Below are 26869 nucleotides of genomic sequence, written 5' to 3'. Positions count from 1 at the left end.
CGAAAATGAATGTGATAACCACTTGATATTTATGCAAAGAATTTTTTGGGGGTCAGGATAGGTGAAATGGTACAGTTGTTGTAAGATTCAAAGCAATAGACAGATTTTCGGAATGAATTCTAACCGCCGAATACTTATGACAACCCAACCAATTATTTATGACTGTGTGATTCTCGGGGCAGGGCCTGCCGGCATGACGGCCGCTATTTTTGCTCAGGCAAAGGGCCTGAATGTAGTTATTCTGGAAGGGGCTGAAGCCGGGGGACAATTGAAAAGTCTCTATCCGTACAAGCCTGTTTACAATTACCCGGGTTACTCAAACATTCCCGCTGGCAATTTGGCAGATCGTATGATTGAACAGGTCAAGACTCTTAATATCCCCCTGCTTGAAAATCGCGCGGTAGAGGAAATCAGAAAATCCGATAAAATTATTTTTAAAATCTCCGGTAAGAATTTTGTTGTTTTTTCACGAAGTGTAATTTTGGCAAGCGGATTGGGACTCTCCGAGCCGAGGCGACTGGATGTCGCCGGAGAAAAGGAGTTAGAAGGAAAGGGAGTTGAATTCAGCATAAAGAATGTTTCCGAATGGGCGGGAAAGAATGTGAGCATAATCGGCGGGGGAAACAGTGCAATTGATAATGCCATGCTGTTGCTTGAACAAAATGCGCAGGTGATCTTGATTCATCGAACGGATAAACTCAGGGCTGAACCCAAAAGCATTAAAAAACTGCAGCAGAATGGTGTCCAATTTTATCTCGGCTGGAAAACGGGGCGATTCAAACAGTCCAATGAAGGGCAGATTATTCTGGAGATTGAAAAGGCGGGCCAGAAGATTTTTCTTAAGATCGATAAAGTCTTGGTTAATATAGGATTAAAACCGAATATAGCGTTTTTGGAAAAGCTTGAGGTGGACAAAAAGAACAAACAAATTTTGGTGAATACAGAAATGCAGACCTCCATGCCAGGCATTTTCGGATGTGGCGACGCCGTTTCGTATCCCGGCAAGGTTCGACTGATTGTGACGGCTTTGGGAGAAGCGGCCACGGCTGTGAATGCTCTGCAAAGGTATTTGAAATCACTTCCGCATCCAGTAAGGGAAGGTGAGCTGATTCATGGAAAATAGAAAACACCCTATCAGAAAATCAATTTTAATCCTTTTTCCGCACAATGACCTGTGTGCACAAATAGTCAGGCTCTTTGCCGAAAACAATTTCTCCGTATCGGCCGTTCTGTTTGAAGACAAATTGCAATCCCATTTTGGGGACTCAGAGAAACGTGTTGCCACGATCAGCCTGGATTCCTCAACCGGCCGCTCCTGGGACAATTTGACTGCCGAGGCAAAGACGAACCTCTTGTCCGTACCCATTGTTCTTTATTGTGCCGACAAGGATTTTTTAAAAATGAAAACAACCGGCCGCGAAGAAGAATGGTCTATTGATTTCCAGAATGAGGTTCAGCAGCGTTTTGCATTTATTAATCATCTCTTGAACCAATTCAGCCAGGGATATCCCAAATTATGGATGAACCTGGCACTTGGCACACGGGCACCGGACAGGGAAACAGAGGCCTATTGCAAAACCCGCTATGGAATGATTGGATTTAGCAAGGCCATCCAGCTCAATCCGCGATTCAAAGGAATCGATGTACAAAATATCTGTTTATCCTTCTTTCGGTTTTATCAAAACCATCGAACGGCCGAATACTGCACCTATTGCACGACTCCCCAGCAGCGCCAATCCCTGATGAATTTGACCGGCGAAGACGAGCTTCTTCAGTATTTGATCAATGAAAGTGAAAAATTATTTCAATAAAAAAATTCCGGGAAGGACCCGGAATTTGAAATCGGACGCCCCCCAGACGAAACCCCATTCCAACCGTAATTCAACGAGTAACCGGAAAGGGTTACGGATTTTGCAAGGACAGGGAGTTTTAGTTTTCTGCCACCTTGCCTGCCCGCAGGCCGTTGGCCACGGCCAACAGTTCTGATGCTTCGTGAAAAAATACGGCCCCGGCGACGGTCAAAAAACCCGCAACCGCTGTGGGAATTAAGCCGGCAAGGACAATCAATGAAAAAACAATATTTTGAAGGCTGATCCGGCGCGCTTTTTTGCCCAGAGTCAGTGCAAAGGGTACCTTGTTCAGATCGTCACCCATCAGCGCAATGTCGGCTGCCTCGATGGCCGCATCCGTTCCGGCAACGCCCATAGCCAACCCGACAGTGGCCCGCGCCAGGGCCGGGGCATCGTTGATGCCGTCGCCAATCATGATGGCGGGGCCGTATTTTTGCTCAATCTCGAGGATGGCATTGATTTTATCTTCCGGCTTTAAACCGGCCCGCACGTCATCAATGCCCAATTCCCGGGCAAAGGCATCGGCCGTACGCGCGTTATCACCGGTAAGCATGGCCACTTTAATGCCCATGCGGTGCAGACGATCGATCACGGCCTTGGCGTCGGGGCGGATTTCATCACGGATGGCAATCACACCCTGAAGGCCATTTTCATTACCCACCACAACAACGGTCTTTCCTTCGCCGCGCAGTTTTTGAATCGGGTGCTCCAGGGATTCCTTTGCCGCCCCGCTGCCGATCAGTTCCTGCCGGCCCACGACGATCTTTTGTCCGTTGATTTGCCCCTGTGCGCCGTATCCGGCAATGGAACGGAAATCCGAAACCTCCCGGGCGTGCAGCTTCAATTCTTCAGCTTTACGCACAATGGCCCGCGCCAGGGGATGTTCAGACAGTTTTTCAATGCTATAGGCGAGTTGCAGAATGTCTGTTTCCGTACCATCCACAGCCAGGATGTCCGTAACAACCGGTTCGCCTTTGGTCAGGGTACCGGTTTTATCCAATGCAATCGCCTTTATTTTTCCCAGATTTTCCAGATGTACACCGCCTTTAATCAACACGCCGCTGCGCCCGGCTTTACCGATGCCGGCTGCCATGGCCACCGGCATGGACATGATCAGCGCACAGGGTGCTGCCGCCACCAGCAAAACCACGGCCCGCGAGGCCCAAAACGCCACGGACAACCCCAATGCCCAGGGAATGACGATCATTAAGAATGCACTCAACAAGACCAGCGGAGAATACTTGCGCCCGAAGCGTTCGATAAATGCCTGGGCTTTTCCCTTTTGGTCTTGCGCTTCCTCCACCAGATGAATCATCTTGGACAGAGTGTTGTCTTCAAAAGTGGCGGTGGTTTTTATCTCCAGCGCGCCATCCTGATTCATGGTGGCAGCAAATACCCGCATGCCTTCTTTCTTGTGTACCGGAACGGATTCACCGGTAACGGGCGCTTCGTTGATGTTGGAGCGGCCCTTAATGATGACGCCATCAGTGGGAATAGATTCTCCCGGGCGCACGATGAACACGTCGCCCACTTTCAGGTCCACTGCCGGAAGGGTAATCTCTTTGCCATCGCGAAGGACATGTGCTTCTTTGGGCGCCAGGTCCAGCAGTTTACGAATGGAGGCCCGTGTTTTGGCGTAGGTGTATTCCTCCAGTCCTTCAGCGGCCCCGTACAGAAAAACCAGAAAGGCTGCTTCGTCCCACATGCCCAAAATGGCGGAGCCCATCGTGGCAAAAATCATCAGCATTTCGATGCCGATTTCATGTTCTTTGATCAGATCTTCAATCCCCTCTCGTGTCCAGTGATACCCGCCAATCACAATGGCGGTAACAAATAGCGCAATTTCAACGGGCCTGCTCAAAAATCCGCTGCGGGTCAGCAGAAAGGCGGTTACAGCAATAGCGCCGGCAATGAGTGCATTGCGCAGAGGCGGATGGCTGTACCATTTTCCGTCGAAACCGACCGGTTCATTTTTCTTGTTCATTTTGTGTTCCCTTTCAGTCAAACAGGTTTACCGGACAAAACGGATCTTCCCGATCTAATCGTCTTACGAATGACGAAACAGGTTCATCCGGGAAATTCTGTTCATCCTGTCTAAAATTACACGGCGGCCAAACCTCGTTCGCCGCTGCTAATACGGACGGCGTTCATCGCTTCGCACACGTAGATTTTCCCGTCACCCCGCAACCCGGTGTGGGCGGCGCGCTCGATGGCCCCGATAATTTCCTCTGTCAATTCATTTGTACAAAAGATTTCTATTTTAAGGTGACGGACAAAATCGCTGAGTTGTTCTTCTGTCAGCGGCTTTTTTTTCCGGCCCCGGCCAAAACCCTTTACGTCCAGAACCGTCAGTCCGGTCAGCCCATCAATTTGATGCAGTGCCTGAGTGACGGCGTCCAATTTGTGTGGTTTGATGTAGGCGATAATGTGTTTCATGGTATTGTCCCTTTTTGGTTTTAATGTCCGGTATCCTTTGCAGAACGACCATACACCGCGTTCTTGCTGGACACCTCCTATCCGTTCTTCATTCTCAATCCATCTGCACTTCACTCTCGGTGTCAATGGCGAACCACTTGTAAATGGCCGGGATAACCAGCAGTGTCAGCAGAGTCGATGTGACCAGCCCCCCAATGACTACGGTGGCCAGGGGGCGCTGCACCTCGCTGCCCACACCGGTTGCCAGCAGCAGGGGGATCAGCCCCAGGGCCGTGGTTACGGCAGTCATCAGAACGGGGCGCAGACGCAGCAGGGCGCCCTTAACCGATGCCTCGTCCATAGGCACGCCGTCCTTCAGCAGTTGATTGAGATACGTCACCAGCACCATACCGTTTTCCAGGGCGATGCCAAACAGGGCAATAAATCCCACGGAGGACGGCACGGAGAGATTCTGCCCGGAAATCCACAACGCGGCAATGCCGCCCACCAGTGCCAGAGGGATATTTAACAGGATAAGCAGTGTATTTTTGAGTGACCCGAAACTGGAAAAGAGCAAGATGAAGATAATCATCAGCGTGACCGGAATAACCACGGCAAGCCGCTTGTTGGCTTCCTGCTGCAGGCGGAACTGGCCGCCCCAGGTGACCAGGTACCCCGGCGGCAGCGAGACATTTTTATCGATGGCCAGTTGCGCTTCCTTTACAAATGAGCCAATATCGCGCCCGACCACGTTGCTCTGGATGGTGATAAAGCGTTGACTGTTCTGACGAGTAATCTGTCGGGGACCGACCATCTCGCGGATATCCGCCACTTGCTGGAGGGGAATATGGGTTCCATCGGGCGTTTCAATGAGAATTTGGGCAATATCCCGGGCTGTTTTTCGAAATTCCGGTGCCAGCCGTACCAAAATATCAAACCGTCGCACGCCTTCAAAAACCTGGCCGGCCGTTTCCCCGCCGACTGCCGCCCGAATCACCTCTTGCACATCCTCCATATTCAGACCGTACCGGGCAATGGCATGGCGGTCTACCTTGATTAAAAGCTGAGGTGTTCCGCTGACCTGATCCGGCTGCACATCAGCCGCCCCGGGTACGCGCTGCACGACACGGGCGATTTCGTCAGCCTTTTCCTTGAGTACCTCCAAATCGTCTCCAAAAAGCTTGATGGCCAGTTCTGCCCGTACGCCTTCCAACAGTTCATCCACGGTCATCTGAATGGGCTGAGTAAAATTGGACAGGACGCCCGGAATTTCGCCCACTTCCTGACGAATGACCTCTTGCAGCTGCTGTTGCGTTTTGGCCGTGCGCCAGGTATCCTTTGGCTTTAGCAGGATGTACATCTCGGCGCTGTTGATAGGATCGGTGTGGGCGCCCACTTCGCCGCGGCCAATGCGCGTCACCACATGTTTTACTTCCGGCACCTTCATAACCCGCCGTTCAACAATTTGTGTCAGACGAGTGCTTTCGGTGAGTGAAATAGACGGTGCCATGGTGAGGCGAAGCACAATGGTTCCCTCCTGGAGGGTGGGCGTAAATTCCGACCCCAGTCGGGGGTAAATCAATCCGCCGGCCATAAGAAGCAAAACAGCCAGAAGAATGGCCAAACTGCGGCGCTTTATGAAAAAGCGTATCACCGGCCGATAGAGTTTGTGCATAAAACGAACCATCATTATGTCTTTTCCGGCCTCGCCCTCTTTGGGTGGTGTTTTGGGGCGGCGCATGAGCAGATGTGAAAATAATGGTGAAAGAAGCAATGCAAAAATCAGGGACCCCAGCATGGCCAGTGAAACCGTGTAGGCCAGCGGCTTAAAGGTTTTGCCTTCCACACCCTGTAATGTGAACAGGGGCAGAAAAACTACAATAATGATCGTAATCGCAAATAAAATGGGCCGGGCTACTTCCCGGGCCGCGCGGGCCACGACATGGATACGCGGCTCATCCCGGCGCGCGCTCCGCAGCATCCGATCCACATTTTCAACCATCACAATGGTTCCATCCACCATCATGCCAATGGCAATGGCCAGCCCGCCAAAGGACATCAGATTGACCGACAGTCCCAGATATCGCATGCCGATGAACGCAAACAAAATCGAAAAGGGAATGGACAACGCCACGACAATGCTGGGCCGGATCGATCCCATGAAAATAATCAGGACGAGTGCTACCAAAAGAATGCCTTGCAGCAGGGCGTCCGTTACCGTATTTACGGCCGCTTCCACCAGTGACTTCTGCTGGTAGTAGGGAACAATACGAATGCCTTCGGGCAGCATTTTATTAATTTCGGCCAATTTCTGTTCCACCTTGCCGATGACCGTAGAAGAATTGCTGCCGTACAGCTTAACAACCATCCCGGCTACAACCTCCTCAATGCCGTCCCGGGTCTGAACGCCCCGCCGTACGGCCCCGCCAATATTTACATCGGCCAGCTGCTTCAGATAAACCGGCGTTCCGTCGACCGTTTTGATAACAATGTTCTGGATATCTTCTATGTTGGATACCAGGCCCACCGAACGAACAATAAACTCCTCATCGTTCTTTTCAATGAATTGAGCCCCCACATTCAAATTGTTGGCCCTTACCTTTTGGATAATATTTTGAATGGTGACATCGTAGCGCAAAAGGGCATTTGGATCCACGTTCACCTGAAACTGCTTTTCCCAGCCTCCGATACCCAACACCTCTGTCACGCCGGGAACGGTTTGTAATTGGTACTTGATCAGCCAGTCCTGAATGGTGCGCAGCTCCGTGAGTGAATATTGACCGGTGGTGTCATCCAGATAGTAGAAGAGGATCAATCCCATGCCTGTGGAAATGGGCCCCATCTGCGGATCCCCGAACCCTTCGGGAATCTGTTCGCGGGCTTCCTGCAGGCGTTCGTTAACCACCTGGCGGGCAAAGTAGATGTCCGTTCCATCCTTAAAATAGATATTCACCACGGACAGGCCGAAATTGGAAACGGATCGAATGGTTTCCAGATCAGGCAGACCATTCATGGCGGCTTCCACAGGAAAAGTTACGTATTTCTCAATTTCTTCCGGCGCCAATCCCTCGGTCTCGGTAAAAACCTGCACCAGTGAAGGTGAAACGTCAGGAAAGGCATCAATGGGCAGTCGTTTGTAGCTAAACCAGCCCCCGGCAATGATAAGCACGGCAAGTGACAGCATCAACAGGCGATTGCGTAAAGAGAATTCTATGATTTTGTTCATATGTGATGGTCTCCGTTGTTGTCAGTTTTAATGAAGGCCTAAGGGCCAGGGAAATCACAAATCCCGGGCACCAAATTACAAATAAGCTCCAAAATACAATCCTCAAACTCCCGACCTCCCAATCATTCCGCTTCAGTCATTGCAATTCTCGTATTTGGAATTGATTTGGGATTTGTATTTTGGAATTTGACGTTTTAATTCCCCGGATCCCCTGCATTTTCCCCCGTGCCCTTCAATTCTAATGCCCGTGTCCGTTTTCAAATTCGCTTTTCATTAGCTCGGCTTTCAGAATAAAGCCGTTATTGCTCACATAGACTTCACCGGCTTTTAGTCCGTGCACAATTTCCACCAGCGTGTCGTTTTCCCGGTTGATGTGCACCGGCTGGGGTTTGAATCCCGCATCGTCTTTAACAAAAACAACCGTTTCCCCGTCCAGCGTTTCCAGTGCGGTTTTGGGCACGGCCACATCCACATAAATGTCATTCGTTACGATGCGTCCGGTAACAAATAGGCCCGGTTTCCAGATGCCGTTGCTGTTGCGCAGCACAACGCGGGCCTCCGCCGTGCGCGTGGCTTCGTCAATAATGGGCGAAATGTAACTGATCGTACCCTGTACATCGGGAAGACCTTTCCCTGCGGAAATGATCACCTTCTGGCCCTTTTTAATATAGGGCAAATCCTTTTGATACACTTGCAGGTAGATCCACACGGTACTCAGATCAGCAATCACAAAACCGTGCTCACTGTCGTCAATCATTTCACCCCGCGTAAGATGCATCTCGATCACGGTGCCGCTGATCAGGGATTTAATGGCATAATCGGACATGCTTTCGTTGCTCTCGATAATGGCCAACACATCTCCCTTTCTAACCTTGTCACCGATGGTCTTTCGCACTTCCTTAACAATTCCCGGAAAGCGGGGATGAATATGTGCCAGATTATCCGGCGGAATGATCACTTCTCCAGGGAGCATGATGTGGATCTGCAATTTGGCCGGACCGGCCGTGGCCGTTTCCACATCAAATTCTTTCATTTCGTCAGGCGTCATTGTAACACGGCGTTCCTCATCGCGGTGATCCTGTATGTCCTGTGTTTCGATCACTGGTTTTTCCGAGGAACCGCATTGCCATAATCCGGTGGAAACAGCGGCGATGAATATCAGGGTGAGGAATAGCTTCTTTCTATTCATGGTATTTTCCTTATTGTTTAATCATCAAGAATCAATTGGGGTGCCCCAGACGTTTCCGGGTTTCCCAAATTCTCTGCACTCTCCACGACCTATTTTAGATTTTCCAACGACTGTCCGATCAAACGCTCGATCTGGGTTCGTATCTGTTGATAATCAGCCAGGTTCTTTAAATAGGCTTTTCGGGATGAAAACAGGGTGCGCCGCGCATCCAGAACGTCCAAAAAGCCAAATTTGCCCTGTCGATATCCCCGGTTTATGGTCTCGAAGGCCTGTTGAGCTTTTGGAATGATGTCATCTTTCAGGGACTTCAAGGATTGCCGGGCGGCCGCCAGCATCTGATACCGGCTGCTCAGTAAAGCATGCAGCTCAATACGACTGGAACGCTCCTGCCATTCCGCCTGTTCTGTGCGCCGCGCGGCTTCTTGTATCGCACCCTGTTTGCGGTCGAAAACAGGCAGCGGAATACTCAGTCCCGCCACGAAAGCCCGATCTCCTCTTTCGTTGAACCACCGCCACCCAATGCTCAGTGCCGGATCCGGGATGGCCTGTGCCCGTGCCAGGGCCTGTACAGCCCTGCGCCGGTTCTTTTCTGTTTGCCACCGTGCCAGGTCCGGATTTTGCCTGGTTAATTGAAGCAGCTTGTCCAGATCCGGCAAGGGTGTCACCTGATCCAGACTTCCCACAGCCTGCCCAAAGGTGATTTGAGACGCACCCCAGGTAGCTGCCAAATCCAGTTTGGCGGCGGTCAGCTCCTTTTGACCGCGCTGCAGCGCAATACGGGCATTGGCGGTTTCCACTTCAGCCCGTGATAATTCGGCCGGTGAAAGACGCCCGGCTTGTACCCGATGGGCAATCGTGGTTTTAAATTCTTCGGCCAAAGCCAGAATTTCCTTGTCCAGTTTGATCTGTTCCTGAACGGCCAGCACATGGTTAAACGCCGCCACAACCCGTGCAAACACGTCCAGTTTTTTCGATTTGTAGTCCCATTCAGCCAGTTTGCGTTCAAAAACAGCTGCGTTCGCCCGTTTTTGCCGCTTGCCCGCCAACTCGATGAGCTGACCGATGGATACGGTGGTTTCCGTTGATCTGAAGCCTGAAAGCAATCCGCTGCCCGCAACGTTCTCTGCCTCCACATTTAGTTCAGGATTGGGACGCAGGGCCGCTTGCAAAGCGGCGGCTTCCCGGGCACGGATTTCCAGGGAAAAGACGGCAAGCTGAGGGCTGTGCTTCAGAGCCAACGATAGGGCCCGGGACAGGGTGAGCCCGTCCTTCGTTTCCAATGTATTTGGTTTTACAGGGGTCGGCGTTGTCTTTTGAAAATCTACAGAAGCCGGGGATTTTCCCTCCTGAGACCAAGCACTTCTCGTCAACCAGCTGCCAAGGCAAAGAACTATCAAACTGAGGGATAAAATGAATTTCATGTGTACTCCGTAAATTTTGTTTAATCGTCATTAAACGACCCGGTTCAATGGGTACTGACCAAAAACACTTTATTTCACAAGGCGATGAAAGACATCCGTAAATCTATTGATGAGGAATGGCAAAAAAAGGAGAAAAAATCAAATCAGCAGGACAACATGGTTTTCAGCGTTTTGCAGAGAAAAAGATGGACGTAAAAGATGAAGTCCGGCAAAGAGTTGCGGGGGCCGAACAGGAGGTGCGGTACTGCTCTTTTGGACAAGACGCACAGATTGAACGGCCAATGGGTATCTGTTGGCAAAGAGGTCCTGAGAATATTGAAATAGCGAAATATCAATACAGGCGTCGTTGTGAAATCCGGTCCGGGCATTTTCCTGAGCAGTGATTGCATTTGAATTGGCCACGGAACGGGTCTGACTGCTTTTCAGTTCAAGGGCCACGTGGTCATCTCCCACACACAACACCAGGCTGGGCAGAGAGACCGGTAATATGAATATTTGGCTCAGGAATAAAAGAATCGCAAAAAGATACGCTGTTTTCTTAAACAAAAACCCAATTTTTGGAATGATCATAATTTGTCCCGTTTTAATCCTGAATGGGCTCCCATAAGATTTTTTTTCCTCTGTATCGCGCTGAACCTGAATTCAGAATCCAGATCCCTTCCGGATTAAGAGGCCTTTCCCGCTGGTAACCAGGGGCGCCAAAAGGCCCTCTTTAGGGCCGGCCAAAATCAAATCAATCCATTTGAGATTGGCCGTTTGCTGCCGGGAAGCGGCTATTCGGAGACGTGCTCCAGCGCTGTTTGTACCAATTGTGCAATGTGTTCATCATCCAGCGAGTAGAAAACCTGTTTGCCCTGTTTACGAAACTTGACAATCCGCATGTTGCGCAACAGTCGTAATTGATGCGAAATAGCGGAAATCGAAACATTTACAATTGCCGAAATATCGCATACACAGAGTTCTTCCAGCAGCAGGGCCTGCACGATGCGCAGCCGTGTGGGGTCGGCCAGAGATTTCAAAAGACCGGCCATGTCACGGGTTTCTTTCAGGCTGGTCAGGTTTCGATTGACCCGATTTACCTTTTCCCGATTGATAATTTCTACTGAACAGATGTCTTGAGACAAGTTCATAGTCGCCTTTACATTTGAACAACTATTCAAATATAAGGAAAAAATGCGGTGATGTCAAATATTTTTTTCAATTCTTAGTGATTCTTATGTACAAATTGAGGCTATCATGCCAGTACCCGGCACTTCTGCAACATGCCTTGAGTCTTCGGCTTCAAATAGTGATGGGGATGGAGAAGCCCCCCGGTGTAATCTTCAGGGACCGGCAGGATTTTCGCTTTCCGCTTCGACTTGTGCGGCCCGGTGATTTTTCAGCCGTTATGGATGGAATCAGCGCAAAAGGATGACCCAGCCGCCTGCGGAAATGGCCGCCATGATGCCCCAGAAAAGGGCTCTCGGGAGAACCGAAAGGCCCCTGTAGTAAAAGGAGTATTGTGAGCCGGTGTGAGAGCGGACATACAGTTCCGCCAACATTTCCCACGTGGCGTGGATACCCACTAACATGGCAAGGATTCCGACAAAACCCGTAGCATGGGCCGACAGAATCCACCACACAACGGCCAGGGTATAGGCTGTGATGACGGGTAATGTCTGGAAATGCCCGAACTCGTGGATGATACTCAATTTGTGATAAGAATCATCCTGCATTCCAAAACGCAGCAGCCAGTTTACAGCCGGGGGATGCGGAATAAGCAAACGCCCAAAGCCTGCCCGATGCAAGGTGCGGTTGCGGATTTCAATAACCGCCGTCATACCGAACCAGGTGCGTTTATGCATCAGAATACCTGAATGTGCCGCCGACAGCACCCAAGTGCAGTCTATTTATGGTATTTATCTTTTTCATTGTTAAAAATCCCTTTAAAATAAATCATATTTCACGACGATATTTCCCACCCTTCCTTCCAACGGAGCATATATTTCATTGAAAACCGGATTGCTTAACGGCGGATGAACAATATTTTCATATCTTGTTTGCCGGACGTCGAGAAGGTTTTCGACGTTCAGGGCGATTGTGAAATGGCCGATTTCTTTTTGCGCCATGACATCAATACGCCAATAATTGGGCGTTTTCGTTCCGTCTTCCAGATATTGGTCTGCAAAGTAAAAGGCCTCGATACCGGTTTTCCAGCCCGTTTCCTCGTTTTCGTAAATAAGCATGGTCGACAGTCTGTTTTGCGGCGCCAGTTCGAGAGGTTTGTTGGCGTCATACGTTTTGCGCGCATCCAGATAGGTGTAATCCACGTAAAACGAAAATTCGTCAAGAGATAGGTTGAAAATCGTGCTCAATCCTTTGCTTTCAATATCGCCGTTGGCATTGAGATAGGACACCGTTTGATTCCGCAATAAATAGGGGTCCGCAATGACCGGACTGTTAATTTTCGTCAGAAAGAACGAGTGATTGACCGACAAAAATAATTCGCCCCAAAGCAGTTTCTTATAGTTCAGGTCCCAGGTGGTCCCGGTTGATCTTTCCGCTTTCAGGCCGCTCAAAGGCTTCACGTCCTGGTAGCGCGTTCTCTCGGCCTCGTCGGTAAAAGGTGTTGGAATTTTGTAGCCCAGGCCGCTGCTCAGGCGGGTGAAAAAATTACCGGTAAACTGATATTTTACGGCTAATCTTGGAAGAAGAAATGTCCCGTATTTCTGATTGGAATCGAATCGCAGGCCGGGTTCCAGCGATAATTTCTTGGCAAATGCCCAGTTATCCTGCAGAAAAACGCCGACCGTTGTGTGTGTGTAATCGAGCGCAGCGTGCTCTGCTGAGATTCCTTTTTGATTGAAATCGTCATAGTAATAATTCACACCGCTTACGAATTTGTGTTTTCCGGCATTCAGCAGATAGGACAACTCCGAAAACGCGGTGGTCTGCAAGCCTTTGAACACATTTACATTGGTAATCAGATTTCTTTCGAAACTTCCTATGCTGCTTTTTAACGTCAGAATGTTGCCGCTCTTCGAAACGTGTTCGTATTTTAAATAGCCGTTTCGCCGCGCTGTCTTGTTCTCTTCGAAAAAGGCATCGGGATTGGCGGCTTTATCGGCAATCGCTTTCATGTTTCCGCCGATTCTGTTTTCGGTTACTAAGGACAAACCGATAAAAAGGTGATTGTCTTCAAAATCGTAAAACAATTTGGGCGAAATAACCGTCCGGTCATATTTGGGGATGTCCGCGAAGCGGTTTCCGCTGACATCCCGTGCCCTCTGTGCATTAAAAGAGGCCAGTACGGTGAAGCCAAGTTTTCCGCGCCTTCCGGAATAGTACGAGCTTACATCCGTTTCGCCTTTGTGCGTTTGATTGAACAGCATCGAGAACTCGGGTTCATCGGATGGCGTCTTCGTTATCAGATTCACAATTCCGGCAATGGCGTCGCCGCCGTAAAGCGTGGATGATGAGCCCTTGATGATTTCGACCTGCCTCAGATCGAGCGGCGGAATTTGCAGCAGACTCAACCCCGAAGAAAAACCGCCGTACATCGGAAATCCGTCCTGCAGCAATTGCGTGTATTTCCCGGGCAGTCCCAGAATTCGCAGCGTTACATTGCCGGACACAGCGGAGGTATTTTGAATTTGAATGCCGGAATTCTCACCGAGCATTCGGGTGATGTCGGCCGGATTAATGGTGATTCCCTCGCGGACCTCTCTTTGACCGATCACCTCGATACGCGTCGGAACCTCTTCCACTCTGTTGTTGGTGCGTGTGGAATAGGCGATTACCTCTCCCAGATTCAGCGGCGAAGCTTCCATATAAATGACGATCGTTTCAGCCGCATGCCGTGGAAAGAGATACGATTTTTCAACCGTTTTATAGCCGATATACGAAAATACAAGCGTTTGTTTTCCATTGGGGATATTGGTAATCGTCACCTTGCCGTTTGAATCGGAACTGCCGCCCTTTGTTGTTCCTTCCACAACAACGTTAACGCCGATGAGCGGTTCTTTTGACTCCTCGTCCTTGACCAATGCCGTAAAGCTATTCTGAGCCAGACTGATACCGATTGAACTGAATAGGATAAATATTACGAGTGTTATCTTTTTTGTCATTTTGTCTGCTCCCTCGCGTTGTTCGAATAACGGCCGGGATGCCAGGCTCGGTAAGCTGGCAGAAAACAAAGGAACCTTCGCGCCCCGTAACTGCGACGTGAATATGTTTCAGTTCCTTCAAATGATGCGAAACCAACGGCTGGGAGAGCCCGGCAATCTGTTTGTAGTAAATTTTCATGATATTCAATCGCTTCATTAACATATAAATAATTAATAATAGGTTAATGTACGAAAATAATGAATTTTGGTCAAGCTTTTTTCCCGGACTTGCATGCTTAATTATCGGCCGCATCTCGCCCTACCTACTCAGGTGATTGAAACTTCTGCAATCGTAAATCGTTATTCCTTGTTCTTAAATCAAGATCTTAAAAAGATGATCTACGAATGATGATTAACGATTTTTGATCGGCGAAGTGATTGAAACTTCTGCAATCGTAAATCATTATTCCTTGTTCTTAAATCAAGATCTTAAAAAGATGATTTACGAATGGTGATTAGCGATTTTTGATCGGCGAAGTGATTGAAACTTCTGCAATCGTAAATCATTGAGATAGGTTAGAAAACCTAGAAAAAAGCCTGTTCTTGCACCCCTAAAAAAACGGGCTGGCTGCCGCATACAGACCTAAAATACTGGTCATTGCTACGATCACACCGACCGCAACAGAGTAGCTTCCATGCAAGCGGTACGGTTTTGGCAACGCCTTAACTGCCAGCAGATAAAGAAATCCAAGCACAATTGGCAGCAATGCCGCGTTCATCACCTGGACCCCCACACTCAGGTTGACCAGGTTAACTCCCGAAAGCACCATGACGCCTCCTGCTATCAGCATGGCGGTATAGATCATATAAAACCAAGGCGCTTGATGGGGCTGATGCTCGAGGGACCGCTTGTACCCGCTCACCTCACCCAGTCCCCAGGCGGTGGCAAGAGAGACCACAATTGCCGCAACCAGTGATGCCCCAATCATGCCCATTGCAAACAGAATTGTGCCCACGGTTTTCCCTAAAAATGGGGTCAATGCGTCTGCGATCTGTTGTACCGTATTCAGCGATGCGCCGGGTTTCTCCACACCAATGGTCGCGGCGACGGTCACCAGTATTGCGATCATAATAAGCTGGGTAATAATCGCTCCAATGGCCGTATCCCGCCGGGCTGCCGGCAGATCCTTGCTTGTCAGGCCTTTATCCACGACAGCAGACTGATGGTAAAAGACCATCCAGGGCATAATCACAGCGCCGATATTGGCTATGGCGAGGTACCGATATCCGGACTCCCGCCAGGGAATCTGGATTAAGCCGCTCAACATGGCCTCAGGGCTGGGACGGGCCCACCAGGCCACAACCAGGAAGATCAATTCAAAACTGCCAATAAGAATAGCAATGCGCTCGACGGAGAGGTACGAACCGGTCCAGGCTACAATCGAAAGCAGCAACACGGCCATGCCAACGCTTAGCCAGGGGGGAATGCCAAACAACAGCCCGGCACCGGCCACCCCTGCAAACTCCGTAACCAAAGCTCCCAGACAGGCGACCATCAGCGTGGAAACCGAAAACCACGCCCAGCCTTTGCCGAAGTGTTCACGGATCAGCTCGCCGTGTCCCTTGCCTGTGACTAACCCCAGCCGTACCGCCAGATCCTGCACCATGTAAACAATCGGGATCAGGACAATCTGGAGCAAAAGCAGTTTGTACCCCCACACCGCGCCGCTCTGCGCAGCCGTAATGACACTTCCCGCATCGGTATCAGCGAACATGACGACGAGACCCGGTCCGAACACGGTTAAAAATCCCAGAATATTACGACGTTTCACAGTAATCTCCCCCCAACGGTTCTGTCCCCATGCACGCCAAACTTAAACGGGTGATCCATCTGAAAGGCCTAACTTTGTTCCAATTATCATTTCCAGGGTTCTTTCCTGTGCCTTACCGCTTTAATTTCAAGGACAATTTGTCCGTCCTATTCATCGAGATGTTCCTGAACGGTACGAATCAATTCGCTGATGTGGCTGTCGTTTAGTGAGTAATAAGCAATTTTCCCGTCGCGGCGATACCTTACCAGCCGTAAATACCGGAGTATTCGCAGGTGGTGCGATACGGCGGGTCGGCTTGTACCAAGAAGAGTGGCCAGATCGCAGACACATAGTTCTTCGCGGTCCAGGGCCATAATGATTTTGAGGCGCATGGGATCGCAGAGTGCCTTAAAAATTTCTGCCATATCACCGGCCCTGTTGTTGGTTTTCAGGTATTGTGATACGGACTTAACTTTTTGCTCATCGACATAAAAAATATCACAGCTGTTGCCGCTTGAATCCATAGTCAGATTCCTCAACTGAATTAGACGATTAAACATTCGTTTAATTAATGGCCATTAATTCAATCGCAAAGCTCAAAGCAAAAGGCGGATTGCCGGTGCCCAAAATTGTGCAGGGGTCAAAATCCCAGCAGCAATCCAAAGTTAACATGGCCCATATCGTATGATCCGTCTGATTTTTTAATTTCCGCGCTGACGTAAGTACGAACATTAGCCCGAAGCAGGACCTGCAGTGCCGGCACAAACCGGCTGTCCGAAGTGGCTGTTCCGTGGTCAGCCCGTTTAAATTGCCACGCTTCCCAGCGAAGGAAGGGGATCAGCCAGGGGTACAGCATGTAATACCCTTCCAGGTAGTAAATCCGATTTGTTGTGCCGGTGGAAAGATTTTTGTAAGGACTGTCATCCGTCCGGTAAGAAAATCCGCCCGCAAGTTTCAAATGCCGGTAATTGGCATCAAAGTCGCCGCCCAGCATTCGGAAAGCATCTTCCTGGTTCACCGTCAGTTGGGCTTTGCCGATATAGGCAAAAACACCGATTTGCAGTGCATTATCCCCCCAGCTCTGCCGGCCGTTATGTTGTGTTCCGGGACTGACCCCATTGTAAGGGAGTCCGCCAAATTTATAGGCGATGTGAAAATAGGGTTCTTTGAAAGGATTCTGAAGATTTCCCCGTCCTTCCACCAAACCGACATTGTAGCCCAGCCTGCCGGAGGCCAAAATACCGCTGGCTTCCAGCCCTTTCTGGCTGTTTTCCAAAGACCATTCATTGTCTCCCATTGTGCGGGTGGTTATCCAGTAAGGCGGTCCAAAACGCCGGTGGTTGGTCACAAAGAGCACCTCGGGAGGCAGTTTTCCGACCTTCAGATTGAGCCGGGCGTCCTTTATAATATTGTAAAATCCCACATAGCCCATCTCCAGTTCGACGCCCTCTTCACCAATGGACAGTGAGGTTAAAAAATTGATATCGTCGCCGATATTTCCGCCGGTTAATATTTCCATTTCACTCATCAGTTGCGAAAAATCCACATTCGTACGGTCTGCTTCGGTGTTAACACCGATTTCACTCTCCAGCATCACCCCGATAGGCGCCGTTCCCGGAATGGTGGACGGCCAGACCGCATTGGGCCAGAGCCTCTTGTAGGCGTTTGCTCCCATGCTGATAGGTTTCTCCTTGACCATCTGCGCATCCTGGCCCTGAGGGAAATGATATCCCAGACGCCGGAACGCCTGCCCGAAAGCGTTCAGTTTGGGGAAGGCCGCATGACAGGTGGCGCAGCTGGTCCGATATTTCCGGGCGAATGCCGGAATGGCTTGAGCGGGTTTATCGACTGCCAGAAAAAACATAAAACTGAAAATAAATACGCCAAGAGAAGCAATAAAGCGTTTCATTTTTACGTCCTCGGTTTTGGTTGCCCGGTCCCAATTAAATTTTGTAACACCTTGAAATTATTTATAAACGACCTTTGATTTTTCTTCCATCACCACGTCACCGGTCTCCCAGCCATATTGGTCAGCCAGCGGCTTAAAGGCTTTGCGGTAAATAAGTGTCACCTTCACCGTGATATAATTCCGGGTGTTCGCAGCATCAAAAACAAAATTTTGCACATCCGGTTTCCGGGGGACCAGCCGGTTGTCCTGAACAATTTTTGTGGCCTTCCAAAACGGGACATTGATATTTCCACGATCATCTGCGGTGATACGGGCATAGCCCACACCGGGAAGGCCTGCATAATTTCCTTTCTCCGGGCTGCCCTTTCCAGCCCATTCGGGAATCTTGGGCCCCGCAGTCTGGGATAAGATTTTTCCGGTGGAATCGGCTGCCTGCACCAGCAAAAGCATATTGCGGAAAGTAACCCCGGTTGGAAGGCGGTGACCGGCATTGGTATTTGTGACGCTGACCATCACCGACAGCCGGTTACCCTGTAAACGGGGTCGCACCAACAAGAAAGCCGTGTTTTGCAATCGTTTAACCGCTGCTCCTTCAAATTTATGGGGGTGGATCGTGGACGGATCCCGGCGGACTCTCAAACGGCGAATCATCCTATTTGTCATACCGCCGCCTGCGGCCTGAACAATGTAGGTGTCATACGGCAGCATATCCTGTGTCCAGTTCATGTGGCAGTCCTGGCATTGCTGTCCCTTATTGGGATCATCCGCAGGCAGGCTCTCCTGCCAGTTTTTCCACTCCTGGTAGGTCCACTGATTGGGCACGATTCGGCCGTTCTGAAACTCTTCCGGCGAAGCATTCGGATAAACGGTTTTATAATCCCAGGTTTTTTTGGCCGGCAGTTCCCGGCCGTTCAGGTGGCAGGATGAACAGAACTCACTCTGACTCAATGCGGGATTAAAGCTGGCCGCCATGGGCGGTGTGACGACATCGGCCAGACTGCCGTAAGCCATTACCGGCCGCGTGCTCATCATTCCCATCCGGCGGGAGGGTTGTTCAATCCGGCTAAATTTCAGGGTTTGAACCCCGGGCTTGAAGCTCACTTCCACGTCTTTAATTTTATGGCAAAAATCACAGGATACACCCTCCGCTTCAACGCCCCCCCGGCGGACAACTTTTCGTAAATCGGTTTGACCCGGCGCCTGAACGGCGGCGGCCGGAGCGTGGCAGTCCGCACAAATTTTTCGGGCAGCGCCGGCATCTTTATATTGATCCATTACACGTGGATTGCGGGTTGTCTTTGCCATGGAAGATTCTTTCCACCAGTCGTAATAGTTTGCGTGACAACTACCGCAGGTAGGACTTCCGCCCCCCATCATTGCGCCCATCATTCCACCGGAAGAGGGTACCGGATCAATCCAACGGTAATCGGGATTATCTCCCTGCGGAACCGGCGACAGGATCAGTTCTGCATTTTGCTCGCCTTTCTTAAGCTCCCAACCGCCATTAAACCAGCCTTTTCTTCCCACCAGAACCGGTACCGGATTTCCCCGGTACCGATCCACCGGAAGACGGAAACGACCCCGGCTGTCTGTTGTAACCCAGCTCGTATCGGCCTGAATCATGACTCTTGCGCCGGAAATCGGCAGCACGCCGTCGCTCACCCGACCCGTAATCACGGTATTGGATTGAGCCAGAACCAGGGGAACGCTTATACCGAACATCAAAAAAAGAGACAGCAGGTGCAATTTTTTCATTGCCATTCCTCCTCATGTCGACTATTTATTTTACTGAGCGCACGTTACCGGTTTTCTTGTCCACGAAAAGGCTGGCGACGCGGATGCCATCCGATTTACGAATCAACGGAAATTCAAACCCGCCATCCCGTTCCCGGCTTTTACCGATTTTGTAGTCCGTGTTGCCGGTGGATTGCAGATACGCCTGCGCGAATTCATAGGCCTTTTTTTCGTTAATATTCTGTTGAAAATTACGGGATGTTTCGGTCCGCTGGCCGCTTTGAAAAGACCCCATCATTCCACCCTTTCCGGAAACGGTGCTGTCCTCCACTCTATTCTGCCTGCCTTCCATCATATTTCCTCCACTCATCATTCCGCCGCGCCTGTTTTCATTTGAATTTTGTCCGCAGGCAGCCAAAATGAGTAAGAGAGCAAGGACCAACCCCCAGACTATTTTTCCTTTCAGCTGTTGCATGCTTAGTCTTCCCTCATTTTACCATAAAATTTGCAGTGACCGTTCCCTTTTCCGGAACCGTCACTTTTTGCGGCCGGGCATTTCCGTATTCCGACCACACTTTGAGCGTGTAGGAGCCCGCCGGCACATTCTCGATTTTGTAGCGCCCCGCTGCATCGGTCTTGGCGAAATACGGCGTGGGTGCCACATAAATGAAGCCCTCCATTTCGGGGTGAAGGTTGCACAGCAGCACCACTTCACCGCTTTTAGTGAACGTGTGGGTCTTAACCTGATTGCCTTTCCACGTTCCCAGGTTGAACCGGTCACCGGCCGGGGAAGGCGTGAAAATATTGTGGGCAACCTTGTCGTTATTTTTAAATTTTACCGTGGTGCCCACCATTACCGCCAGTACATGGGGTGTAAATTTCAGGTTTTTCTGATTCATAGCCGGTTCTTGTTTCGGGGCCGGGAATGTCATGCCCTTATTTTTTACAATAAACACGACGGCACCCCCATTATCCGCCGCCCCTTTAACGGTGACCGTTCCGGTAATTTCTCCGGCAGTCAGGTTCAGTACCCAAATTAGAACCAGTAAAGCTGTTGAAAAAGCCATTGAAATAATTTTCATTGTTGTCTCCTTAATACGTATCTGCCCCGTTTAACCCGCGTGATCCAAAATCCCTTCACAGCGCGGCTGGTGAAAAAAACACGTTCTTTCATCCGGCCGTATCGATGGCAATGGTGAGCCTTGGTCTGTTTTGTTCGGCCTGATGGCCACCCTTCCGTATTATGCCTGCATACCCCGGAGCCATAAAAACTTCGGGGTATGGGCTTTAATTCTGAACCTCACCGGTTCCGGGTTTTTCTACACGGATTCCATAACCGATTTTAATTCTTCCTGAATGGTCTGAGCTACTTTTTTCACTTCCGGATTATTCACAGCCTGCATGGAAGCCACCGGATCGATGGCTGCGACGATCGTTTCATCATTGTCATTCACATAAACAATCACATTGCAGGGCAGCATCAACCCAATTTGTTCTTCTGCTTGGAGCGCCTTATACGCGTTGGGGGGATTACAGGCGCCCAGGATTTTATAGGGTTTGAAATCCACATCCAGTTTCTTTTTCAGCGTTTCCCTGACGTCTGCCTCTGTCAGGATACCGAACCCTCTTTTTTTGAGCTCTTCCGTCACTTTTGCAATGGCTTCGTCGTAACTCAGGTTCACTTTTTTTGTAAATGCATATTCGGTCTGTTTCATGATTTCTTCTCCGTTCTTGGGGGTTTATTTTATTTTTTTAGTTTTAAAAAACGTGCGTTAATGGCCACGATGACTGTGCTTAAAGACATCAGCACGGCACCCATGGCAGGGGTTAACAAGACTCCGTAGCTGTATAAAACACCAGCAGCCAGAGGGATGGCAAAGGCATTGTAGCCGGTTGCCCAGGCCAGGTTTTGCACCATCTTTCTGTATGTGGCTTTGGCCAGGCCAATAATGGCCACCACGTCCAGCGGATTACTGCGCACCAGTATAATATCTGCCGTCTCAACGGCCACATCCGTTCCGGCGCCAATAGCGATTCCCACATCAGCCTGTGCCAGAGCCGGGGCGTCGTTGACGCCGTCACCGGTCATCGCCACGGTCAGGCCTCGCGACTGCACATCTTTGAGTTTAGCAGCTTTTTCATGCGGCAAAACTTCCGCAAAATACTCATCCAGATCCAATTCGTCGGCAACCCATTTTGCTACCTGTTTATTATCACCGGTGAGCATCATGGTACGGATGCCCATTTCTTTCAGCCGCTTCACGGCTTCCTTGGATTCGGGTCGAATAATATCGGCCAGTGCAATGGCGCCCACTGCCATACCATCAATCAAAACATAAACGACCGTTTTGCCTTGACTATTCAGGGTTTCGATGGCTTTGTTTTGAATATCAATTTTTTCCTCGCGCAGGTAACCCGGGCTGACTACCATTACCTTTTTGCCCTTAACAACGCCCTGTGCTCCTTTCCCGGGGATAGCTTTGAAGGCTTTCACATCCCAGGCCTTCTTTACGGAATTAACGATGCCCTGAGCAATAGGATGCTCGGAGTGGGCTTCGACAGAAGCAGCGTAGGCCAGAAGTTCTTCTTCATTCAATTTTCCATTCAGTAAAACGGTATCCGTAACGCCGAACTTTCCTTCCGTCAGTGTTCCGGTTTTGTCAAAAATAATTGCCTGAATCTTTCTGGCGGATTCAAAAGCCATGCGATTTCGAATGAGCAGGCCGTTGCTGGCCGAGATGGCCGTTGATACGGCAACCACCAGCGGCACGGCCAGGCCCAGCGCATGCGGACAGGTAATAACCATCACCGTTACCGTGCGTTCCAGCGCAAAGGCGAAATCCTTGTGCATGATGGCCAGCCACACGAATAGGGTAACCGCTCCACCGGTTATGGCGATAATCGTCAGCCAGAATGCCGCGCGATTAGCCAAATCTTGTGTTTTCGATTTGCTTTGTTGGGCTTCGCGCACCAAATCAATCACCTGCGACAGGAATGAATCCTTTCCCGTTCGCTGCACCTCGACGGTAATTGATCCTTCGCCGTTGATGGCCCCGCCGATGACAGGCTTTCCGGCCGTTTTATGTACCGGGTTGGATTCACCCGTCAACATGGCCTCGTTTACCGATGATTCACCGTCCACAACCATGCCGTCGGCCGGGACCTTTTCACCGGGTTTAACCAGTACACGATCCCCTGCTTTCAATTGGTCCAGGGGGACATCCATAACGGAGCCGTCAGGCATGAGTTTATGGGCATCGGCAGGCATCAGTTTGGCCAGCTCTTCCAGCGCCCGCGACGCCCCCATTACCGATTTCATTTCAATCCAGTGTCCCACAAGCATGATGTCGATTAAAGTGGCCAGTTCCCAGAAGAAAAATTTTCCGCTCAGGCCAAAGACAACAAAGCTGCTGTAAAAATAGGCCACGGAAATAGCCAGGGCAATCAATGTCATCATGCCCGGTGTAGCCTTCTTAAGTTCATCGAACAGGCCCTTTAGAAATGGATACCCCCCATAAAAGAACACGGTAGATGACAGGATGAACAAAAGATAGGTGTATCCGGGAAACTGCAACGAGACACCCAGTCCCAGAAATTTTTGAACCATGGGTGAAAGCAGCAGAATGGGAAGTGTGAGCAGGGTTGAAATCCAGAACCGCTTGCGAAAATCGGCTACCATGTGGGCGTGGTGGTCGTGATGCCCCTTGTGTTCTGCATGGTCCTGATGTCCGGCATGGCTATGTTCCATTTGCTGGTGTTCGGCGTGTTTGTCGTGTTCAGCAGGATGGTGGTCCTCGTGATCGCCATGCTCGTCGTGCATGTGTTCCATTTCTTGATGATCCGCATGCTCCTTATGCTCGTCATTCATGTCATGATGATGGTGTTCGGGCTCATCATGATGGTCCGAGTGATTTGAGTGATTGTGGTCTTTCATTTGTTAATCCCTCTTAGTTTTGGTTCATAAAAAAGTTGCCACAGACGATAATGAATCGGCCTTTTTTTCCAGCGATGCAAACATGATCTTCAGGAGTTACGGCCTCGGGTATTGGGCAAAAAAATAACGCCTGAAATTAATTTGGTAACAGTTAGGTCATAGTTTATCCCTTTATTTTAATGGTATTTTTTTAACAATACTTCAACTTCTATGCCAGCGTATTCTTGTTGGAGTAAGTATTATAATAACATATAGATAACTGCAGGACAAAATGAAAATGAGTCGGGTGTTTTTATCATTTTGTAGAATATTCTGCAGTCAGAGTGTTGAGTATTATCTAACAATGATGAAGAAAGATAAAAATCGTCCAAGCGGTTTATTCTGTAAAAACGTGTAAAATGCGCTATTCCGGATGGTGTGGGTTTTGGTTATTCTCAAAGGGCGTTTTTTTCGGAACAATTTTTAACCACAAGATGTGCTCATAGTAGCTTGACCATAACATTCCAAAGGTAAAGGCGAAAAGCAGTTCTTCAATCGGAATTCCAAAGATAAAAATATTAGACATATTGGACAATGTCCAGACCTTTTCCACATAGCCGGGGAAAGTCAGATCCAGGGATAAAAAATAAATGGTATAAAAAAGTAAAAAAATAAGCCCACTAACCCATATTTTGATTTTCAAATCCGGCCTGCACCACAGTGCTGCCAGCCCGGCCAGAAACATGGTGGCGGTTGCGCTGTAAATGGGATTCCAATCGGTTAAAAAATAGAGCAGGGGAAACAGGATGATCGGTGATAAAAGGGTCCAGATATGGAAGCGATGATGCTTGTGATGTTTTTCAGACGGACTCATTTTTTCATGTTTGATTTTGAAGACAGCATCATAAAGAACGATCCCGAGTCCCCCAATACCGAATGAGAAAATCAGGCTCTCAATGTCAAATCCGGTCGTCTGTGCCAGATTAAAAAGAGAGGGTGGATTCCAATATTCCGGCACAAAGATGGGTTCTGTTAATCCGAATGGGGCCGTCAGTAAACTGGCCCACAGCATTCGCTTCCGCCCATCCCGGTAAGCGACAAAAACACCAATCCAGACCAGTATAAGGCCCAGCGACCACACAAACCAGATTAAATTTTCAGGCATTTTTCTCCCAATTTGGTTGGTTTCTGTCCTACTTTTTAATTTAATACAATTTACTGAATTTTAAAAGTTAATTTTGGCCCGCAAGTAAATTTGACGGGCATTTTTCCAGCTTCCGAAAAGGGTTGAAGGCTTCCCGCCGGTACTAAAACTTCCCACAGAAAACTGCAGATTATCGATGGCCTGGTAAGTCAACTCCGGAAAAAGTCCAAAACCATAAAAGTTTTTTACTTTCTGCCATTCGGCAATTTCCAGACCGCCGCCGAGTGAAAATTTGATCCGGTTTTGAAATAATTGCTTTTCCATTAGCAGAATAAGATAATCATGTAAGAACGGACTGCCCCGCTCAGTGAAAAATCCGTGCATCCACTGGGCATTAAAATACAAGCCTCTGGGGAACGTATAATCCCCGCCAAGGGTGAATTTGAAATAGGGCTTACTGTCCAGCGCTACCGTGCTGCTTGAAAATGGGCCAAGAACCGTTCGGGTGATTACCTTCTCCGGGAAAAACAGGGCACCTTCTCCCCAAAGCCCCAGGCCAAAAAGCTCCGTGGCAAAATCCCCGCCGGCCACCTGCATTTTCGGGAATTTCAGATCGAGCAGGGTGTTGGCCACACCTTTTATGTCCACCCCCGATAGAATTGGAATGTCATCATACCCGTTGAAATAACTTAAAGAATAATCCCACTTACCCCAATTCCCACTGATTTTGAAGGCGAACATGCTGTGGTTTAGCCGGGGGGTCGGCCGCATCAGTGTATCCTGGAATCCGGACATCTGGCTGCCCAGAAACAGATCGGCGCCGTGCCGCGGCAGGAGCACAGGTGTCAGAGACGGCAGCCACACCCCGGTCAGCGTCAAGTTTCCCGCGTAATACTTTCCGGTCAGAGCCCAGGTGGGGATTTTTTCGGCAAAATTCACAAGGTCAGAAAAGTCATCCGGATTCAGATTATCGGTGGGATTGAGCTTGTCTGCGGTTCCCCATGCCAGACGCTGTTTGCCCATGCGCAGATCAAAGTTTTTCGTGAGAAATCCGTAAATATCTACGTAGGCTTCCCAAATGGACCAATCGGCAGGTGAATTTCGGCTTAAATCCTCCAGTTGGGAGAGTGTACCCACTCGTGATAAATCGTAAAAACGGAAGTCCAGACTGGTAAAAGCGGACAGCCGCTCGCTCATGGGGGCCGATAGTTCCAGACGAAAACGGTTGTAGAAGTCGGCTATGGCTGCGCTATCGCCTCTGATGGTCACTCTCTTGTCCAGTTGCAAAAAACCACTCAACTGAAGTTTCTGAGCCGAAACCGAAGAGGCCGCAAAAATAGCGAAAATAACAAACAGCCATTTCAGGGTTTTGACAGGCGGCGCAAGGATGGGGCGCTTCGATTTTCTTTGTAAATCAGTCATCATTTGACCCTTTTTAGATTTCTCTCGCTGAAAAAACTGTCCTTCAAACCCTGATCGAATTGAATCCTGGACTGTTTCAGAACCGTTCGATGACCGTTTTTGACGGTCTGCATTTCCATGCGCATGCCAAACCAATAGCCGTCTATTTTCTGGATATCGTCGATTTTCATAATCTTTTGCAACGTGCCGGCCGGAGTGTAATATTCAACTTTTCGAACCACATTATTGGATTTGTCCGCAAACAATACCAGTTTGCCGTAACTCACATCGGCGTTCGGCCTGGGAATGAGTTCCAGAATGACCTGCTTTGCCGTTTGCTGCATCGATTTTACGGTGTAGTCCTTCCCGTAACTGCTTTGTGACATATCTTCATAACTGAAGTCGGTGCCCATAAAATTCTCGTTTCTCACGGATGAGGCGATCCGCCGTACACGGCGAAAGGCGGGGAGGTAGAGATAGAGGCGGTTTTTTGACAGGCGCAGGAATCCCACGCCGCGAACATCGGCCGGCGAAAGAAAACGCACCAGGCGCTTTTGGCTGCCTTTTTGGTAAATCTTAATCTTGCGGACTTTTTGCGTACCATTTTTGTCGATCAACGTCATATTTTCTGCAGCGATCATGTCTTTGGGCGCACTGAGCACTGAATCAATTCTGGCAAGGACGGTTTGGCCAGATTGCGTGTAGGCGCTGCCTGCGATCAGAAGAAAGAAACTCATCAATAAATAATTTTTAGGCGATTTCATGGTTACT

Annotated in this window: 21 protein-coding genes; 2 read left to right on the top strand and 19 right to left on the bottom strand. The window is 49.5% G+C overall.

Features of this window, described 5'->3' with window-relative positions:
* Positions 1-136: 136 nt before the first annotated feature.
* Complete coding sequence (locus GXO76_10710; GenBank protein NOY78325.1) at positions 137-1123, top strand: NAD(P)/FAD-dependent oxidoreductase; 987 nt, start codon at positions 137-139, stop codon at positions 1121-1123.
* On the top strand, positions 1113-1811 hold the full coding sequence (locus tag GXO76_10705) for a hypothetical protein (protein NOY78324.1): 699 nt from the start codon (positions 1113-1115) through the stop codon (positions 1809-1811). Before GXO76_10710 ends, GXO76_10705 begins: the two co-directional genes overlap by 11 nt.
* A gap of 118 nt (positions 1812-1929) precedes the next feature.
* On the opposite strand, the gene cadA (GXO76_10700) is transcribed toward GXO76_10705, so the two are convergent.
* From cadA (GXO76_10700) to GXO76_10610, 19 genes are all read right to left on the bottom strand, one after another.
* Complete coding sequence (gene cadA / locus GXO76_10700; GenBank protein NOY78323.1) at positions 1930-3834, bottom strand: cadmium-translocating P-type ATPase; 1905 nt, start codon at positions 3832-3834, stop codon at positions 1930-1932.
* 116 nt (positions 3835-3950) lie between these two features.
* A complete protein-coding gene (locus GXO76_10695) occupies positions 3951-4286 on the bottom strand; it encodes a P-II family nitrogen regulator (GenBank protein NOY78322.1) in 336 nt (111 codons plus the stop codon).
* A 94-nt stretch (positions 4287-4380) separates the two neighbouring features.
* The gene (locus tag GXO76_10690) at positions 4381-7491 is read right to left on the bottom strand and encodes an efflux RND transporter permease subunit (protein ID NOY78321.1); all 3111 of its coding nucleotides are present in this window, start codon (positions 7489-7491) and stop codon (positions 4381-4383) included.
* A gap of 238 nt (positions 7492-7729) precedes the next feature.
* Positions 7730-8680 carry an HlyD family efflux transporter periplasmic adaptor subunit gene (locus GXO76_10685; GenBank protein NOY78320.1) on the bottom strand — a complete coding sequence of 317 codons (951 nt, stop codon included), beginning with the start codon at positions 8678-8680 and terminating at the stop codon, positions 7730-7732.
* 89 nt (positions 8681-8769) lie between these two features.
* A complete protein-coding gene (locus GXO76_10680) occupies positions 8770-9960 on the bottom strand; it encodes a TolC family protein (protein NOY78319.1) in 1191 nt (396 codons plus the stop codon).
* Between the two features lie 279 nt (positions 9961-10239).
* Positions 10240-10671, bottom strand: a complete 432-nt coding sequence (locus GXO76_10675; protein ID NOY78318.1) for a hypothetical protein — start codon at positions 10669-10671, stop codon at positions 10240-10242.
* Positions 10672-10874: 203 nt separating this feature from the next.
* Positions 10875-11231 (bottom strand): helix-turn-helix transcriptional regulator, encoded by a 357-nt coding sequence (locus GXO76_10670; protein ID NOY78317.1) that lies wholly within the window; start codon positions 11229-11231, stop codon positions 10875-10877.
* Between the two features lie 267 nt (positions 11232-11498).
* On the bottom strand, positions 11499-11975 hold the full coding sequence (locus GXO76_10665) for a hypothetical protein (protein NOY78316.1): 477 nt from the start codon (positions 11973-11975) through the stop codon (positions 11499-11501).
* 51 nt (positions 11976-12026) lie between these two features.
* A complete protein-coding gene (locus GXO76_10660) occupies positions 12027-14207 on the bottom strand; it encodes a TonB-dependent receptor (protein NOY78315.1) in 2181 nt (726 codons plus the stop codon).
* Positions 14208-14797: 590 nt separating this feature from the next.
* Positions 14798-15961, bottom strand: a complete 1164-nt coding sequence (locus GXO76_10655; GenBank protein NOY78314.1) for a divalent metal cation transporter — start codon at positions 15959-15961, stop codon at positions 14798-14800.
* Between the two features lie 203 nt (positions 15962-16164).
* Positions 16165-16521, bottom strand: coding sequence for a helix-turn-helix transcriptional regulator (locus tag GXO76_10650; protein ID NOY78313.1), 357 nt, complete (start codon positions 16519-16521; stop codon positions 16165-16167).
* Positions 16522-17963: 1442 nt separating this feature from the next.
* Positions 17964-19661, bottom strand: a complete 1698-nt coding sequence (locus GXO76_10645) for a hypothetical protein (GenBank protein NOY78312.1) — start codon at positions 19659-19661, stop codon at positions 17964-17966.
* A 25-nt stretch (positions 19662-19686) separates the two neighbouring features.
* Positions 19687-20115 carry a hypothetical protein gene (locus GXO76_10640; GenBank protein NOY78311.1) on the bottom strand — a complete coding sequence of 143 codons (429 nt, stop codon included), beginning with the start codon at positions 20113-20115 and terminating at the stop codon, positions 19687-19689.
* Between the two features lie 13 nt (positions 20116-20128).
* Positions 20129-20722, bottom strand: a complete 594-nt coding sequence (locus GXO76_10635; GenBank protein ID NOY78310.1) for a methylamine utilization protein — start codon at positions 20720-20722, stop codon at positions 20129-20131.
* A gap of 237 nt (positions 20723-20959) precedes the next feature.
* Entirely contained in the window at positions 20960-21355 is a 396-nt protein-coding gene (locus tag GXO76_10630) for a DUF302 domain-containing protein (protein ID NOY78309.1), read from the bottom strand.
* Between the two features lie 29 nt (positions 21356-21384).
* Positions 21385-23469: a cadmium-translocating P-type ATPase gene (gene cadA / locus GXO76_10625; protein ID NOY78308.1), complete on the bottom strand. Its 2085-nt coding sequence runs from the start codon at positions 23467-23469 to the stop codon at positions 21385-21387.
* Between the two features lie 508 nt (positions 23470-23977).
* Positions 23978-24718 (bottom strand): hypothetical protein, encoded by a 741-nt coding sequence (locus GXO76_10620; GenBank protein ID NOY78307.1) that lies wholly within the window; start codon positions 24716-24718, stop codon positions 23978-23980.
* Between the two features lie 60 nt (positions 24719-24778).
* On the bottom strand, positions 24779-26122 hold the full coding sequence (locus GXO76_10615; protein ID NOY78306.1) for a hypothetical protein: 1344 nt from the start codon (positions 26120-26122) through the stop codon (positions 24779-24781).
* Positions 26119-26862: an outer membrane lipoprotein-sorting protein gene (locus tag GXO76_10610; protein ID NOY78305.1), complete on the bottom strand. Its 744-nt coding sequence runs from the start codon at positions 26860-26862 to the stop codon at positions 26119-26121. The genes GXO76_10615 and GXO76_10610 overlap by 4 nt, the downstream gene beginning before the upstream one ends.
* Between the last annotated feature and the right edge of the window lie 7 nt (positions 26863-26869).

It is taken from the genome of Calditrichota bacterium (assembly GCA_013151735.1).
GTDB lineage: Bacteria > Zhuqueibacterota > JdFR-76 > JdFR-76 > BMS3Abin05 > BMS3Abin05.
This window is presented reverse-complemented; position numbering and strand designations above follow the sequence as displayed.